Raw genomic sequence first — 15,272 nt, 5'->3', positions numbered from 1 at the left:
CTGCAGGCATGACAGGTTAGGTGTGGAGTGTGATGGTTCCGGCTGTTCCGTCGACGGTTACGAGCTGCCCGGGGCGCAGTCGTTGGGTGGCGTCGCCGGTGCCGACGACGGCGGGGATGCCGTACTCACGGGCCACCAGGGAGGCGTGTGCGGCTAGGGTGCCGCCGTCGGTGACCACTGCGGCGGCGCGGGAGAACAGCGGTGTCCATGCCGGGGCGGTGGCCTTCGCGACGAGCACTTGACCATCGGCGAAGCCGTCGAAGTCCTCAGGTCCGTGCACGATGGCGACTTCGCCGGTGGCCCGGCCGGCCGAGGCGGGATGCCCGACGAGGGCGCCCTCGGCGGTCTCCGTGGTGCCGCGGGCCTGTTGAACCGCGTGTTCGATGACGTCGCCGATCAGTCGCGCGGGACGGCCCAGGGTCAACGGCGCGGTCAGGCGGCGTTGGCGCTGCCAGAGGGCGCGCCGCTCGGCAACCCTGGCGCTCAGCTGTCCGGGGTCGCCTTCGATCCCGCTGTTCACTTCATCCCGCGTGCAGAAGTAGATGTCTCCGGGCTGCTCGATAGCTCCCAGGTTGACCAGGTGCCGCCCGAGGCGGGCGGTGCAGGCCCGCAGGACCGGCCAGGCGAGGGTGAACTCCCGCGCCTGCTCCTCCCGGATGACGGCGTAGCGCTGGTTGACCTTCAGCAGCCGGTCGAAGTCAGCCAGCAACCGCGGGCGGTCGGCCAGCGTCGCTCGGCAGCGTTGTTCGGCAACCATCCGCTGTTCGGCAAGCGAGCGGTAGCGGTCCCCGGCTCGGGGTGGTCGGCCCGTTGCCAGTTCTCCGGCGACCGGGTGATACCAGTCGACGCTCTGTACGGCGTGCGCGCCGGCCACCGGCTGGGCGCCGGGGAGCCCGCGCAACAGCACCTGCGCACCGCCCTCATCGTCGGGGAGCACGTCGATGAGATGCCGGCGGACGAAGCGAGTCAGGCAGGCTTCCATCTTCCACGCCGACCCGCCGACGATCGCCAGATACCAGAGGTAGATCCCGGCTTCCCGCCCGAGTGCGTCGACGAGCTCGGCCAATCGCCGAGGCGATGCCGTGTCGACCTCCGCCTCCGCGGCGGCCACGAGGCGTCGATAGCCGGGCAGTTGTTGTTCACGCCAGGCCCGCTCCAGTTCGGACAGGACGGCGCGGTCGGCGGCATCCGGGTCATGGCTGACCCGGATCAACGCGTTGAAGAGGATCTTCGCGGCCCGCCAGCGTCCCTGCCACAGCACCCCAGCGAGGAGTTTTGGTGACGGGATTGGTGTGGCGTTGTAGTACCAGCCGTTGACCAGCGCGTACCGGAACGGCACTCGCACCCCGACGCTGCCGTACATCCCATCGAGATACCCGTCTTCGAGCACCGGCAGCAGCCAGCTGGCGAACAGCGGAGTGACGGCCTCGGGGAGCCATTCCCCGAGCCGGAAGTTGCGCATCCACAACCCCGGTCCCGGCGCCGTCCACGACACCGGCTCCGGCACCGCAGTCATCGGCCGGGCCTGCAGCAGCCACAGACGGCCCGCCCGGTCGATGGCCCACTCCACGTCCTGCGGGCGGCCGTCGTACCGGTCGGCGATCCGACGCGACAGCTCCGCGACCGCGTCGGCCTGGACGTCGGTGAGGACCCGTCCACCGCCGGGGCCGGACCGGGTCATCGCGGTGCGACTCGCGGTGACCGTCCACTCTTCGCCGGTCGTCACACCCGACACCAGCGGATCACCCAACCCCGCGACGGCGGCCACCAACGTCTGATCGCGGTCGCCGGTGACCGGATGCGCGGTGAACGCCACCCCGGCCACAATCGGGTCGACCATCACCTGCACCAGCACCGCCATCGCCGCCGTCGCCCCGCCACGCCGCTGGTGGTAGGCGGTGACCCGCTCGCTGGCCGCCGCGGCGAAGCATCGCCGCACCGCCGCACCCAGCCCGTCGGCGGGCACGTTCAGGTACGTCTCGTACAGGCCTGCGTACGAGGCATCCGGTAGATCCTCGGCCGCTCCCGACGAACGCACCGCGAACCGCTCCCCGCCCAGGCCCTCGACACTGGCCGCGAGCCGTCGGTCAAGCTGCGGATCATCGAGGACGCCGGTGGTGACCACAATCCCGGGCGGCACCGAGAACCGGGCTGCGGTCAGGTCCGCCAGCACGGCCGCCTTTCCACCGATCAGCGCCCGGTCGACCGCGCTCGCCTCGGCCAGGTCCACCACCGTGAGGTTGGAGCTCATCACCCACCACCATGTGTAGCACCGCAAAGTATTGTGACGCTACAGTAGAACCGCTGGGCCGCCATCAGCAAGAACGAGGAGCCACAGGTGTTGCCGATGCGACCGGAACTGCTCAAAGGCCATCTCGATGCGTTGCTGCTCGCGGTCCTGGAACCCGGGCCACAGCACGGCTACGCCGTCATCGAAGCCCTGCGAGACAGCAGCGGCGGGGCACTGGACCTGCCGACCGGCACCGTCTACCCGGCGCTGCACCGCCTCGAACGCGCAGGCCTGATCGCCAGTGACTGGCAGACCGTCGGCGGCCGCCGCCGCCGCGCCTACCACCTCACCCCGGCCGGACAGGCCGCGCTCGGTGAGCAGCGGGCAGTCTGGGACCACTTCTCCACCGCCGTCACTGCAGTTCTGGGCGGGCGGGCATGGCCAACGACCGCCTGACCAGCCGAGCAGGCGAAGCACCTCTCGACGCCTACCTGGGCGACCTCGCCGCACGACTGCGTGGACCACGGCGGCGTCGGGAGCAGATCCTCGCCGAACTACGCGACGGACTCCACCACGCCGTCGCCGACCGCACCGCCGCCGGCCTACCCCAAGGTGAGGCGGTCGCCGCCGCGATCGCCCAGTTCGGCACCCCGCAAGCGGTCGCCGAGGCCTTCGCCGGGGAGCTGGCCACCGCCTACGCCCGGCGCACCATCGCCTGGTACATCGCCACCGGACCTGTCGTGGGCATCTGGTGGCTGCTGCTCCTGCAGCCCCACCCCTGGCGCACCGGCCTGGTCGCCCTATTGGCCGCGATCCCCGTCATCCCACTGATCATCATCGCGATCGCCACCGCCGCTGGGACGGTGGCCACGACCGGTCGCCTCATGCGCTGGCTACCCGAAGCAAGCCCACAACACGCACTCGCCGCGACCATCACCATCGCCGCCCTTGCGCTCGCCGGGGATCTCACGGTGATCGCGAGCCACCTCCGGTCAGAGATTCCGGCGAAGTCACTGGCCACGTTCGCCGTCGCCGCTAGCCTCACTCGGATCGTCTGCAGCCTGGTCACGATGCGCCACGCCACCGCGATGCGCACCTCGCCGCCCTCCTGATCATCGAACCCGCCCGTCGACTGAGCGCCGCCAAGCCCCCGACGGGCTTATCCCTCACTCCCATTTGACGAACGACAGATCACTCAGCGATAGTTGACTCAATGAACGCTGAGCTTGCTTCCCTGGCCGGGCGCGCACGGGTCCACGCCGCACTCGGCGACCCTGCGCGCCTGGCGATCGTGGACGCGCTCAGCCAGGGCGACGCCTCGCCCGGGGAGATCGCCCACACCCTCGAGATGCCGACCAATCTCGTCGCCCACCACGTCAAGGTGCTCACCGAAGCCGGCCTCGTCCAGCGCGGCCGGTCCGAGGGCGACCGGCGGCGCACCTACCTGCGACTTCAGCCGGCAGCCTTGGCCGCCCTCACCCCTCCCCCGCTGGCCGATGTGGGACGGGTGGTCTTTGTCTGCACCCACAACTCCGCCCGCTCCCAGCTGGCCGCGGCGCTGTGGAAGCGGCGCACCCATGGGGAAGCCGCCTCGGCCGGCACCAAGCCTGCGACCCGAGTGCATCCCCGCGCGCTTGCCGTGGCCCACCGCCACGCCCTCGACCTCGATGCAACCGGCACCGCCCACGTCAAGGACGTCGTCCGCGACGACGACCTGGTCATCGCCGTCTGCGACAACGCCCACGAAGAGCTCACCGGACCGGTCCGCCCCCGCCTGCACTGGTCCGTGCCGGACCCGGTCCGCATCGACACCGACGAAGCGTTCGAGGCGGCCTACGCCGACCTCGCCGACCGCGTCGACCGCCTCGCCCCCACCACCATGTTGAGAGGCACCCGATGACCGACATCAGCGCCCGCATTCAACAGGAGATCACTCTCGACCAGCAGCTCGCCCTGCACACCGCAGCAACCCGGCTGGCCGCCGAGTTCGACGGCATCTACGGCACCGAGACCATCAAGCGGTTCCTGCACAGCAGCTACGACCAGTTCGCCACCGCCGCCAGCATCCCGAACTACCTGCCCCTGCTCGCCGAGCGCTTCGCCCGCCAGCGGTTGCGGGCCCTGGCACGGGTCGAGGGACACCACCGCGACGGCCGTCCCGTCGTGCTGTTCCTGTGCACCCACAACGCCGGCCGCTCCCAGATGGCCCTGGGCTTCTTCGTCCACCTCGCCGGCGACCACGCCGTCGCCTGGTCCGGCGGTAGCGAACCCGGCATCGAGATCAACCCCTCGGCGATCGCCGCGATGGCCGAACGCGGCATCGACATCTCCGAGGAGTTCCCCAAGCCCTGGACCGACGAAGTGGTCCGCGCCGCCGACGTGGTCGTCACGATGGGGTGCGGCGACGCGTGCCCAGTCTTCCCCGGTACCCGTTACGAGAACTGGGACATCGACGACCCAGCGGGCCTCAGCGTCGCCGATGTGCGGCCGATCCGGGACGAGATCGAGCGCCGGGTCCGGCGGCTCCTCGACGAACTGGACGTTCCCGCCACCCGATAACCCGCTGTGCCCCGATTGTCGGGGACAGTCAGATCATGGGAGAGAAAACACTGATGACCATCGCACTCCGGCGGCGTCTGCTGGCCGAGTTCATCGGCACTGCCCTGCTCGTCACCGCCGTCGTGGGCTCCGGCATCATGGCCGCCACGCTCTCTCCCGGCGACGTCGGGCTCCAGTTGCTGGAGAACTCGGTCGCCACCGCTCTTGCCCTCGGCGCGCTGATCCTGATCTTCGGTCCGGTCTCCGGCGCCCACTTCAACCCCGTGGTGTCCGCCGCCGACTGGTTCCTCGGCCGCCGCGTCGGAACCGGACTGACCCTGCGCGAACTCGGCGGGTATGTCATCGCCCAGGTCCTCGGGGCGATCGGCGGGTCGATCCTGGCGAACCTGATGTTCGACCTGTCCGCCGTGGCCTGGTCGAGCAAGGACCGGGCCGCCGGGCATCTCTGGCTCGGGGAGGTCGTCGCCACCACCGGCCTGATCCTGCTGATCTTCGCCCTCGCCCGCTCCGGCCGCGCGCCGGTCGCTCCCGCCGCCGTCGGCGCCTACATCGGGGCGGCGTACTGGTTCACCTCGTCGACCTCGTTCGCCAACCCTGCGGTGACGATCGGCCGTGCGTTCACCGACACGTTCGCCGGCATCGCCCCCGCTTCCGTCCCAGGGTTCGTCGTCGCCCAACTGGTCGGGCTGGCGGTCGGCGTCGGCCTACTCGCCGCGCTCTACCCCGACGCCGGGCGGGCCGCCGACCAGGTCGTCGTCCCTGCCGAGGAACGCGACCCGGCACTGGACCACCGCCGATGACCAACCACGACCCGGAGCACGGCGAGGCAGAGGTGCGTTACCGCCGCCTGCTCAACCCGCCGCGTCCCGCCGGCCGCTACCGCCTGCTCGACCGCAGCAGCGCCCCAGACCGGTCCCTGCCTGCACCCCGCGCCGAGACGCCCGTGAATCGGCCCTATGACCACGTGTACTCCAAGGAAGGCATCTGATGTCCAAGCCCAGCGTCCTGTTCGTCTGCGTGCACAACGCCGGCCGTTCCCAGATGGCCGCCGGCTGGCTGCGCCACCTCGGCGGCGACGCCGTCGAGGTCCGCTCCGCCGGCTCCGAGCCCGCCGACCAGATCAACCCGGTGGCCGTCGAGGCGATGCGGGAGGTCGGCATCGACATCACCGCCAACAAGCCGAAGATCCTCGACTACGCCACCGCCGAAGCCTCCGACGTGATCATCACGATGGGCTGCGGCGACGTCTGCCCGGCCTTCCCCGGCAAGCGGTACGAGGACTGGAAGCTCGAGGACCCGGCCGGCCAGGGCCTGGACATGGTCCGTCGCGTCCGTGACGAGATCCGCACCCGGGTGGAGGACCTCCTCGCCGACCTCACCCCCACCACCTGACGAGTCCACCCCACCGCCCGCCGCCCCTACAGGGGTGGCGGGCGGACCGATCGAGGAGCCCCTCGTGCCCGACCCCCACCGTTTGATCATCATCGGTTCCGGACCCGCCGGATATACCGCCGCCCTCTACGCCGCCCGCGCCAACCTCGCCCCCCTGGTCATTGAGGGCGTCCAGTCCGGCGGCGCGCTGATGACCACCACCGAGGTGGAGAACTTCCCCGGCTTCCCCGACGGCATCATGGGCCCCGAGTTGATGGACAATCTTCGCAAGCAGGCCGACCGCTTCGGCGCCCAGTTCATCACCGACGACGTCACCCGCGTCGAACTCACCGGCCCTGGCCTGAAGACCGTGTACGTGGGCGAGCAGGCCTATCGAGCCGACGCTGTCATCCTCGCCACCGGGTCCGCCTGGCGACCCCTCGGCGTCCCCGGCGAACAGGAACTCCTCGGGCATGGCGTCTCCTCCTGCGCCACCTGCGACGGGTTCTTCTTCCGCGACCAGGACATCGCGGTCATCGGCGGCGGCGACTCGGCCATGGAAGAAGCCACCTTCCTCACCCGCTTCGCCCGCAGCGTCACCATCGTGCACCGCCGCGACACCTTCCGCGCCAGCAGCATCATGGCCGAACGCGCCCTCACCAACGACAAGGTCCGCATCGTGTGGAACAGCGTCGTCGAGGAGATCATCGGCAACGACGGTGTCGTCGTCGGAGCGCGCCTGCGCAACGTCCACACCGGCGAGATCACGGTCCTTGACGTCACCGGCGTGTTCGTGGCCATCGGCCACGACCCTCGCAGCGAACTGTTCCGAGGCCAGGTCGACCTGGACGACGAGGGATACGTCCGCGTGCAGTCCCCCGGCACCCGCACCAACATTCCCGGCGTCTTCGCCGCCGGGGACCTCGTCGACCACACCTACCGGCAAGCCATCACCGCCGCTGGCACCGGCTGCGCCGCCGCCCTCGACGCCGAGCGGTACCTCGCCGCCACGTCCTGAACTCGGTCAGTCCTGCCGGTCGGATGTCCGGCAGGACTGACCCGGCAGAGTCAACCCCCAGCGCCCCCGACCCGCTGGCTGCTGTTGGGCAGCGTGGCCAAGCAGGCAACCTAAGCGGTGAGATGCCCGTCCAGGGCCGCCGATGGGAGAGGCATCATGACCCACATTCTGATCATCGGTGGCAGCGATGCCGGCGTCAGCGCCGGGCTACGCGCCCGACATGTCGACCCGTCCGTCGAGACCACTGTGGTCGCCGCCGACGCCTTCCCCAACTACTCGATCTGCGGCATCCCGTACCACATCTCCGGCGACGTGCCCGACTGGCGGAACCTTGCCCACCGCACACGCGACGACCTCGAACACGCCGGATTGCGACTACTCCTGGACACCCGCGCCCGGCACATCGATCCCACGTCCCGCACCGTCACGGTCAGTGGGCCAGGCGGGCGTGACGAAGAGCTCCGCTACGACCGGCTCATCATCGGAACCGGCGCCGTCCCGGTCCGCCCGCCGATCGCCGGCCTGCACGAGCTCACACCGGCCGACGGGGTGCATCTGCTGCACACCATGGACGACACCCTCTCCCTTGCCGAGACGCTGCAGCGGGGCCCGGAATCCGCGCTGATCGTGGGAGCGGGCTACATCGGGCTGGAGATGGCCGAAGCCCTGCACGCCCGAGGCCTGCAGGTCACCGTGGTCGAGCAGATCCCGCAGGTGCTGGGAACCGTCGACCCGCAGCTGGCGACGCTGGTCGCCGACGAACTGACACGCCACGGCGTGCGCGTCGTCACCGACACCACCGTCACTGAGGTGGCACGCGAGGGCGGCCGGCTGAAGGTCACCGGCCATTCCACCAACCAGCTCGGCGATAGCGGCAGCTTCAGCCAGATCACCGACGTGGTGCTTGTCGTCGTCGGAGTCCGGCCCGACACCGCGCTCGCGCAGACCGCCGGCGTCCGGCTCCGAGTGCGCGGGGCGATTGCGGTGGACCGGCACATGCGCACGGGGGTGCCGGACGTCTACGCCGCCGGGGACTGCGTGCACACCTACCACCGGCTCCTGGACACGAACACGTACCTGCCGCTCGGCAGCACCTCGCACAAGCAGGGCCGCGTGGCGGGAGAAAATGCCACCGGCGGCGACCGGCAGTTCGCCGGCTCGCTGGGCACCCAGGCGGTCAAAGTCTTCGACCTCGTAGCCGCCCGGACCGGTCTGCGCGACGCCGATGCCCGAGAGCACGGATTCGATCCCGCCACGCACGTGGCCCGCGTCGACGATCACAAGGCCTACTACCCGCGCGCCAAACCGGTCACGATCGCGATCACCGGCGACCAGCGCAGCGGACAGCTGCTCGGCGCCCAGCTCGTCGGCCACCGCGACACCGCAGTCGCCACCCGCGTGGACATCTACGCCGGCGCCCTGCACCACCGCATGACTGTCGACGCCCTCACTGACCTCGACCTGTCCTACACCCCGCCGCTGGGCAGCCCCTGGGACGCCGTGCAAACGGCCGCGCAGCGATGGGTCAGCGCCCGCACCGCCGACCTCCCCTGACGGCTGCAGGCCCTCGTCTGGTTCCGCGTCGCCGTCGTTGTCGCTCGCCTGCACTCCCGCTTGCCGCGTCGCCACCTCGGCCGGCGGGCAGCCGACCTGTCAAGAGGCACGCTAAGCTGCGCGCAGTCGAGTGGCGATGTCGGCGACCGTCGCTTTCGCTGTGCGGCCGGCACCCACCAGCGTGGCTGACGCCGGCCCCGTCCAATCGCCGTAGCCAAGCAGGTAAAGGCGGGCCTCGTCCATTGACCGGGTGCCCTCGACCGCCACCTTCCCCTGCCGCCATCCGGGCAGCAGCGGCGCGAGGTGGGCGAGGTCGGGCTGGAAACCTGTACACCAGATGACGGCCTCGCAGGGCTGCTCTGCGCCATCCGCCCAACGCACGCCGCGGTCGGTGAGCCGCACGAACATCGGACGGGAGTGCAGGACCGCGCGCTCCCGCGCGTCGCGGATGCTGGGCACCATCACGATGTCCCCAAGGTCGCTGACGCCGCCACCGGCACCACCGGCGGCCTTACGGGTGGCCACACCGAACAGCACCCGACCATCGACGGTGTCCGGCATGAACCGCGCCGGCCGCAAGGTGACCCAGGTGGTTTCAGCGACCCGGGACACCTCCGCCAGGATCTGCGCCGCGGAGTTACCTCCGCCGACGATCACGACCCGCTGCCCCCGGAACTCCTCCGGCGAGGCGTAGTTCACCGTGTGCAGCTGCCGGCCGGCGAACTCCTCACGGCCCGGGATGTCGGGCACGTACGGGCACTCCCACGTACCGGTGGCGGAGATGACGTACCGGGCCAGCCATCTCCCAGCGTCGGTCTCCACCGCCAGGCGCTCCCCGGCTCGCCGCACCTCATGTGCCCGGACCGGCCGGCGCACCCGCAGGTCGTACCGCTGCTCGTACGCCCGCAGATAGTCCACGACGTGCCCGGCGGTCGGGAAGTCTTCGCCCTCCTGCCGAGGCATCCCCCACCCCGGCAGCGGGCTGTACTCGGCCGGCGAGAACAACCGCAACGAGTCCCAGCCATGCCCCCACGCGCCACCCGGCTGAGACTGGGCGTCGAGGATGACGTAATCCAGACCGGCACGGCGCAGGTAGTAGCCCGCCGCCAGGCCACCCTGCCCGCCCCCGACGACCACCACGTCACACGATCCGGGCACGCCCGGCACCTCCTTCGTCCGCGGATCATCATGCCGAGTGGCCCAAGTTCCACGTCACGCTGGGCCGACGCCGGCACCGCCCATCCGGCCCCTGACACGGCCGGGACGAGCCGACAGGGCTCCCTACCCGCAACCTGACGGTGACCGGGTCCTGGTTCCAGCGGCCTATCGATGGTGTTGGTGCAACGATGGAAGACGTGCCAACTGCGAAAACAGCTACGCCTGCCGTCTCGCCGCTTGCCGGCGAGCCGATCAAGCGTGCCGATGCCGAGCGGCTCGCGGGAGTGCTGAAGGCATTCGCCGACCCGGCCCGGCTGCGACTGCTCAGTCTGATCCAGTCCGCTCCCGACGGCGAGGCGTCCGTGAGTGACCTCACCGCGCCGCTTGGTCTGTCCCAGCCGGCCGTGAGTCATCACCTGCGGATCCTCACCGAGGCCGGCCTGATCGAGCGCGAGAAGCGCGGCGTCTGGGCGTACTACCGACTGGTGCCGTCCGCGATCGCGGCGATCGCCGACCTGCTGACGCCGCCCCGCAAGCGGACGACGAAGAAGGCCCGCTGACCGGCACCCTCGAAGGCCGGCTTTCGCTCCTGCGGGTGCCGACAATGGCGTCCGTTCTGGTCACGGCCGCGTCGACCACGCCGACAAGGCCTTGCCTCATCAAATGATGCCCGGGCTGATCGGATCTGTGGCGACACCGTGGTCGAGGAGCAGGGACACTGGTATGCACCCGTGGGCGCCCAGCCGGCGTCGCTGCCCGGTAAGCCGCTTCTCAACCGTGGCAATTGCCGACCCAATGGTCATCGTTGGTTGGCCGTGTCCGACGGCCTGCCGGCAGCCTGGTCCTTCTCCTGAACCAGGGCTTGCATCTGATACCTAGGTACAGGCTTACCGTCGTTGCATGAGCGACCAACATGTCACGACGGATGACTCCTGGGTGCCAGATGCCTGCACCCTGCCGACCGCCGAACGGCCGCTGCGGCTCGCCGAGTTCGATCAGTTCTTCCGGGACGCGGTGCGGGGTGCCGAGCGGTTGTCGGCACAGCATCTGCGGTTGCACCTCGACGGCGCGGAGCAGGTCGAAAAGACGGCGCGGGATCTGGCAGCCCGTGAATCGTCTTGCTGCTCGTTCTTCACGTTCGACATCGCGCGACCCGACTTGAACTCACTGACGCTGGACGTTCGAGTACCGGCAGCACACGTCGACGTGCTTGATGCCCTAGCCCAGCGGGCTGTCCGGGTTCAGCGATGAGCGGATCAGGGCTGCGCAGCGGCCAGCTGGCCGACGCGGCCGGGGTCAACCTGCAAACCCTGCGCTACTACGAGCGCCGAGGGCTGCTCGCCTCCCCGCAGCGGTCGCCCGGCGGGCATCGGCTCTACCCGTCCGACACGGTCACCCTGCTGCGGATCATCAAGACCGCGCAACGCCTAGGCTTCACCCTCAACGAGGTCGCCGACCTCCTCGCCGCCGGCCAACACCAGCACAACGGTCGACCCGACACCGGCCTCCAGGCACGAGCCAAGGACAAGCTCGCCGAGGTGGAACAGAAGTTGGCCGACCTATCCGTCATCCGCGACACCCTGCGCGCCGCCATCTCGGCCGGCTGCGACGACCTGGTCGCCTGCGCCGGCAGCGCCTGCTGCCCCCTGCCGTTTGCTGAACTCGCCGAAAGGAACGACCGTGCCGACACCTGCTAACCGGCTGCGCCGCCTGCTCCCCTCCGGCATGACCGGACTCGCGGGAGCCGCCTGCGCCGCCTGCTGCGTGCTGCCGCCACTGCTGGCCGCCGGAATCCTCGGTGGTGCCGGCTGGGCCGCGGCCAACCGTTTCCTGCCCGGCGTCGCCCTCGCCCTGGCCGTGCTCGCCGGCCTGTCCTGGTGGTGGGCCAGCAAACGCCGCCACACCACCGGCTGCGCCGGCCGCAACTGCTCCTGCGGGCAGAGTGACCAGCGCGAGCGCGAGGTAGTCACGCTACGGTCGGACGCGTGACGGTAGCCCGCTCGATCCTGCTGTTCCTGCTCGCCGCGCTCGCCGAGATCGGCGGCGCCTGGCTGGTGTGGCAGGGCTGGCGGGAAAACCGGGGCCTGCTCTCGGTCGCGGCCGGCGTCATCGCACTCGGGGTCTACGGCTTCGTCGCCACCTTCCAACCCGACGCGAACTTCGGCCGCATCCTGGCCGCCTACGGCGGCATCTTCGTCGCCGGCTCTCTCGCCTGGGGCATGGTCGTCGACAAGTTCCACCCCGACCGCTACGACATCATCGGCGCAGCCATCTGCCTTGTCGGAGTCGCCGTCATCATGTACGCCCCACGGGCCAGCTAGCCGCCTGGCCGGAGCTTCTGCCCACCTGGTCACTCAGCTCGGTGCGACAGGATGGCCGCCAAGTCATCTGGCACCCGCATCAGCTGGGTGAGGGGGACGCGGGCCCGTCCCGTGTTGCCTTCCGGGTAGCGGCCGACGGCTGATCCTGGGCCGGCCACCGCGAGCCGGACCGCCTGGCCCACCGCTTCGACCACGTCGCGCTCGCGTGGTGCTCGTTTGAGCATCACGGCGTGGGTGACGGTGTGCCGCCACGGCCAGGGCTGGGACAGGATGTGAGCGCGTTCGGCTGCGCGCCAGGCGGCAGCGGAATCGGTCGCGGTGCGCGCGGTGAACAGCTCGGCGTCGAACACGACGCCTACCGGTTCGGGCATGCGCTGGAAGATCACTTGGCCTCGCTCGTGCAGCAGGCACAGCCGGGCTTGCACCCGCAGGCGCCGGCGCCCTCAGCCTGGAAAGTAAGCGAGTTCGCTCCGCTGACCGGCACCGCACAGCAGGCGTCCCCACGTCATGCCTCTCGCCCCTCCTTGATCGCAACGGCGGCGATGACCAGCGCGGCCAGGGGATCAGCCCATGACCAGCCGAACAGGCTGTTGAAGCCCAGGCCGACGAGCAGTACCGCCGACAGGTAGGTACAGAGCAGGGTCTGCTTGGAGTCGGCCACCGCCGACCGGGAACCCAACTCGCGCCCGGCCCGCCGCTGCGCATGAGACAGCACGGGCATGATGAGCAGCGACAGGCCGGCCAGGACCAAACCCACGGTGGAGTGCTCGGCTTCCCCGCCACCGGCGAGCGCGCGCACCGACTCGACCGTGACGTAGGCGGCCAGCGCGAAGAACGACACGGCTGTCGATGCCGGGGATCCGCGAAAGATCCATGCCAGCATCACGTGGATACGATGTGATCGCGATCGCGCGATGCCAACCCGAATAATGCGCTAGCATCGCCGCATGGCGATGAGACAACAGGTGGAGCGAGAGACTCTCGCCCCCGCTGCGGCACTGTTCCGCGGGCTTGCGGATCCGACCCGCCTGGCGATCGTTCGCCGGCTGGCCGACGGTGAGGCGCGGGTGGTGGATCTCGTCCGGGAGCTGGGTTGGGCGCAGTCAACGGTGTCGGCGCATCTGGCCTGCCTGCGTGACTGCGGCCTGGTGGACTATCGGGCGGTCGGTCGCCAGTCCTTCTACTTCCTGACGCGCGTGGAGCTGATGGCCGTACTGTCGGCCGCCGAGTCGCTGCTGGCCGCGACCGGGGAGACGGTGGCGCTGTGCCCCACCTACGGCGACGGCGCCCAGTGACCGCTGTGCAGGCCCCGCCGCAGCGGGTGGCGTGGCTGGCAGGGGCAGCGATGACCGCGCTGGCGGTGGACGTGGCGTCCAAGAGCGCGGCCGCGGCGTGGCTGCCGGGCCGCAGCGTCGATCTGTTCGCCGGGTTGGCGCTGCGGCTGACCCGCAACCCGGGCGCGGCGTTCTCGGTCGGTACCGGTATCACTCCGGTCTTCACCGTCGTCACGGTGGCCGTCATCGCGGGCATCGCCTGGTATGGGCGCAGAGTTACCCACCGTGGGTGGGCGGTGGCGCTCGGCCTGGTGGCAGGCGGAGCGGCCGGGAATCTGGTCGACCGGCTGTTCCGGTCTCCGGGTCTGGGCCGAGGACATGTGGTCGATTTCCTGTACCTGGACTGGTGGCCGACGTTCAACCTGGCCGACACCTTCCTGATCTGCGGCGTTGCGGTCGCGGTGTGGCTAAGCCTGCGCAACGTGCCCGTCACTGTCCGGGCAGCCGACGACATCCAGGGCTCGAGGATCGCCGGGGGGAGCGGTGAGCGCTGAGATCGAAATGACCGTCAGCGGACGGGGCGCCGCCGCCCGTATCGGGATCGCCCTGGCCGTCGCCGCCCCGGCGGTGGTTGTGCGGCTGGCCGGCGTGCAATTGGCGCCGGTGGCGGCAATGGTGGTGTTCGGCGCGGCGGTGCTGGCCGCGGTGGCGCTGCTGATGTGGGCGTCGGAGGCCGCACGGGTGGACATCTCCGGCAGCCTCGCGCTGGCCATCCTGGCTCTGGTGGCGATCCTGCCCGAGTACGCGGTCGACATCTACTTCGCCTACACCGCCGGACACGAACCGGCCTACGCCGCCTACGCCACGGCGAACATGACCGGGGCCAACCGACTGCTCATCGGGGTGGCGTGGCCACTGCTGGTCGCCTTCGCGATCTTCGCGGTGCGCCGCCACGGGAAGCGCGGCGAGCGCGACCGGGTCACCCTGGCGCCGCATCGGCGCACCGAGATCGTGTTCCTCGCCGCCGCCACCGTCTACGCCCTGGTCATTCCGCTGACCGGCCGGCTGGCCTGGTACGACACCCTGGTGCTCGGAGGGCTGTTCGCCGCCTACCTGTGGCGCATCCGTGGCAACGACGAAGGCGACGAGGACCTGACCGGCGTCGCAGCCACCGTCGCCGTGCAGCCGCCCGCCCGCCGCCGCGGCTTGGTCACCGCGCTGTTCATCACCGCCGGCGTCACCATCCTCGCCGCGGCAGAGCCGTTCGGCGACTCGCTGGTCGCCGCCGGCGCCGACCTGGGCATTGACAAGTTCCTGCTGGTGCAGTGGCTGGCCCCGATCGCCTCCGAAGCCCCGGAGGTCATCGTCGCGATCACGTTCGCGCTGCACGGCCGCGCCGACGACGGCATGGGTGCTCTGCTGGCAGCCAAACTCAACCAGTGGACCCTCCTGATCGCCTGCCTTCCCGCCGCGTACCACCTCGGCGGCGGCACGTTCGCCGGGCTGCCGCTGGACGCCCGGCAGACCGAGGAGCTGGCGCTCACCACCGCCCAGACCCTGCTCGGCGTGGCCGTCCTGGCCGACCTGCGGCTGACCCGCGCCGAAGCACTGCTGTTGTTCGGCCTGTTCGCCGTCCAGTTCGTGCTGCCCTCACCCAACATCCGCTACATGATCGCCGCCGTCTACACCGTCCTGGCCGTCGCGCTGCTGATCCGGCAGCGCCGGCACGTCCCCGCCCTCATCAAATCCCTGTAACCCCCGTATCTCGGAAAGGATCCGTGACCATG

20 protein-coding genes and 1 pseudogene are annotated in these 15,272 nt (G+C 70.3%); 17 read left to right on the top strand and 4 right to left on the bottom strand.

Annotation, left to right across the window (positions count from 1 at the left end):
• Positions 1-16: 16 nt before the first annotated feature.
• The gene (locus BFV98_RS30525; RefSeq protein ID WP_176921742.1) at positions 17-2,230 is read right to left on the bottom strand and encodes a PEP/pyruvate-binding domain-containing protein; all 2,214 of its coding nucleotides are present in this window, start codon (positions 2,228-2,230) and stop codon (positions 17-19) included.
• Between the two features lie 117 nt (positions 2,231-2,347).
• Here BFV98_RS30525 and BFV98_RS30520 point away from each other — a divergent pair, with 117 nt between their 5' ends.
• The 9 genes from BFV98_RS30520 (at position 2,348) to BFV98_RS30480 (ending at position 8,732) form a co-directional block, all read left to right on the top strand.
• The gene (locus tag BFV98_RS30520) at positions 2,348-2,686 is read left to right on the top strand and encodes a PadR family transcriptional regulator (RefSeq protein ID WP_030274767.1); all 339 of its coding nucleotides are present in this window, start codon (positions 2,348-2,350) and stop codon (positions 2,684-2,686) included.
• Positions 2,668-3,342, top strand: a complete 675-nt coding sequence (locus BFV98_RS30515) for a permease prefix domain 1-containing protein (protein WP_030274768.1) — start codon at positions 2,668-2,670, stop codon at positions 3,340-3,342. The genes BFV98_RS30520 and BFV98_RS30515 overlap by 19 nt, the downstream gene beginning before the upstream one ends.
• A gap of 101 nt (positions 3,343-3,443) precedes the next feature.
• Positions 3,444-4,130 (top strand): helix-turn-helix domain-containing protein, encoded by a 687-nt coding sequence (locus tag BFV98_RS30510; protein WP_030274770.1) that lies wholly within the window; start codon positions 3,444-3,446, stop codon positions 4,128-4,130.
• Positions 4,127-4,789, top strand: a complete 663-nt coding sequence (locus tag BFV98_RS30505; RefSeq protein ID WP_030274772.1) for an arsenate reductase ArsC — start codon at positions 4,127-4,129, stop codon at positions 4,787-4,789. The genes BFV98_RS30510 and BFV98_RS30505 overlap by 4 nt, the downstream gene beginning before the upstream one ends.
• A 53-nt stretch (positions 4,790-4,842) precedes the next feature.
• Positions 4,843-5,589: an MIP/aquaporin family protein gene (locus BFV98_RS30500; RefSeq protein ID WP_036311740.1), complete on the top strand. Its 747-nt coding sequence runs from the start codon at positions 4,843-4,845 to the stop codon at positions 5,587-5,589.
• Positions 5,586-5,777, top strand: a complete 192-nt coding sequence (locus BFV98_RS30495) for a hypothetical protein (protein WP_030274776.1) — start codon at positions 5,586-5,588, stop codon at positions 5,775-5,777. Before BFV98_RS30500 ends, BFV98_RS30495 begins: the two co-directional genes overlap by 4 nt.
• Complete coding sequence (locus BFV98_RS30490; RefSeq protein WP_030274778.1) at positions 5,774-6,181, top strand: arsenate reductase ArsC; 408 nt, start codon at positions 5,774-5,776, stop codon at positions 6,179-6,181. Before BFV98_RS30495 ends, BFV98_RS30490 begins: the two co-directional genes overlap by 4 nt.
• A gap of 64 nt (positions 6,182-6,245) precedes the next feature.
• On the top strand, positions 6,246-7,178 hold the full coding sequence (gene trxB / locus BFV98_RS30485; RefSeq protein ID WP_030274780.1) for a thioredoxin-disulfide reductase: 933 nt from the start codon (positions 6,246-6,248) through the stop codon (positions 7,176-7,178).
• A 156-nt stretch (positions 7,179-7,334) separates the two neighbouring features.
• Positions 7,335-8,732 (top strand): FAD-dependent oxidoreductase, encoded by a 1,398-nt coding sequence (locus tag BFV98_RS30480; protein WP_030274782.1) that lies wholly within the window; start codon positions 7,335-7,337, stop codon positions 8,730-8,732.
• 111 nt (positions 8,733-8,843) lie between these two features.
• Here BFV98_RS30480 and BFV98_RS30475 read toward each other — a convergent pair whose 3' ends face one another.
• Positions 8,844-9,890, bottom strand: coding sequence for an ArsO family NAD(P)H-dependent flavin-containing monooxygenase (locus tag BFV98_RS30475; protein ID WP_123111594.1), 1,047 nt, complete (start codon positions 9,888-9,890; stop codon positions 8,844-8,846).
• Positions 9,891-10,078: 188 nt separating this feature from the next.
• On the opposite strand from BFV98_RS30475, the gene BFV98_RS30470 reads away from it, so the two are divergent.
• The 5 genes from BFV98_RS30470 to BFV98_RS30450 all read left to right on the top strand — a co-directional run bounded on the left by BFV98_RS30470 (position 10,079) and on the right by BFV98_RS30450 (position 12,211).
• On the top strand, positions 10,079-10,450 hold the full coding sequence (locus BFV98_RS30470; protein WP_030274786.1) for a helix-turn-helix transcriptional regulator: 372 nt from the start codon (positions 10,079-10,081) through the stop codon (positions 10,448-10,450).
• 340 nt (positions 10,451-10,790) lie between these two features.
• A complete protein-coding gene (locus BFV98_RS30465; RefSeq protein WP_030271613.1) occupies positions 10,791-11,141 on the top strand; it encodes a hypothetical protein in 351 nt (116 codons plus the stop codon).
• Entirely contained in the window at positions 11,138-11,587 is a 450-nt protein-coding gene (locus BFV98_RS30460; protein WP_030271612.1) for a MerR family transcriptional regulator, read from the top strand. Before BFV98_RS30465 ends, BFV98_RS30460 begins: the two co-directional genes overlap by 4 nt.
• Complete coding sequence (locus BFV98_RS30455) at positions 11,571-11,879, top strand: hypothetical protein (protein ID WP_135241031.1); 309 nt, start codon at positions 11,571-11,573, stop codon at positions 11,877-11,879. Before BFV98_RS30460 ends, BFV98_RS30455 begins: the two co-directional genes overlap by 17 nt.
• Positions 11,876-12,211, top strand: coding sequence for a YnfA family protein (locus BFV98_RS30450; protein ID WP_030271608.1), 336 nt, complete (start codon positions 11,876-11,878; stop codon positions 12,209-12,211). The genes BFV98_RS30455 and BFV98_RS30450 overlap by 4 nt, the downstream gene beginning before the upstream one ends.
• A gap of 29 nt (positions 12,212-12,240) precedes the next feature.
• Here BFV98_RS30450 and BFV98_RS30445 read toward each other — a convergent pair whose 3' ends face one another.
• Together BFV98_RS30445 and BFV98_RS30440 are read right to left on the bottom strand one after the other, a co-directional pair.
• Positions 12,241-12,597, bottom strand: coding sequence for a DUF3703 domain-containing protein (locus BFV98_RS30445; protein WP_198039664.1), 357 nt, complete (start codon positions 12,595-12,597; stop codon positions 12,241-12,243).
• A pseudogene (locus BFV98_RS30440) lies at positions 12,594-13,091 on the bottom strand (cation transporter); the annotation flags it as partial. The gene BFV98_RS30445 and the pseudogene BFV98_RS30440, both read right to left, overlap by 4 nt.
• Before the next feature lie 67 nt (positions 13,092-13,158).
• Here BFV98_RS30440 and BFV98_RS30435 point away from each other — a divergent pair.
• From BFV98_RS30435 to BFV98_RS30425, 3 genes are read left to right on the top strand one after another with little or no spacing between them, the layout of a single operon-like run.
• Positions 13,159-13,506, top strand: a complete 348-nt coding sequence (locus BFV98_RS30435; RefSeq protein ID WP_030271602.1) for a helix-turn-helix transcriptional regulator — start codon at positions 13,159-13,161, stop codon at positions 13,504-13,506.
• A gap of 50 nt (positions 13,507-13,556) precedes the next feature.
• Positions 13,557-14,039: a signal peptidase II gene (locus BFV98_RS30430; protein ID WP_135241032.1), complete on the top strand. Its 483-nt coding sequence runs from the start codon at positions 13,557-13,559 to the stop codon at positions 14,037-14,039.
• The gene (locus BFV98_RS30425) at positions 14,029-15,240 is read left to right on the top strand and encodes a sodium:proton exchanger (protein WP_083395345.1); all 1,212 of its coding nucleotides are present in this window, start codon (positions 14,029-14,031) and stop codon (positions 15,238-15,240) included. The genes BFV98_RS30430 and BFV98_RS30425 overlap by 11 nt, the downstream gene beginning before the upstream one ends.
• The last annotated feature ends 32 nt before the right edge of the window (positions 15,241-15,272 follow it).

The organism is Micromonospora sp. WMMB235, from assembly GCF_001855515.1.
Taxonomy (GTDB): domain Bacteria; phylum Actinomycetota; class Actinomycetes; order Mycobacteriales; family Micromonosporaceae; genus Micromonospora; species Micromonospora aurantiaca.
The sequence above is the reverse complement of the archived record's forward strand: the minus strand, read 5'-3'. Positions and strand labels throughout refer to the sequence as shown.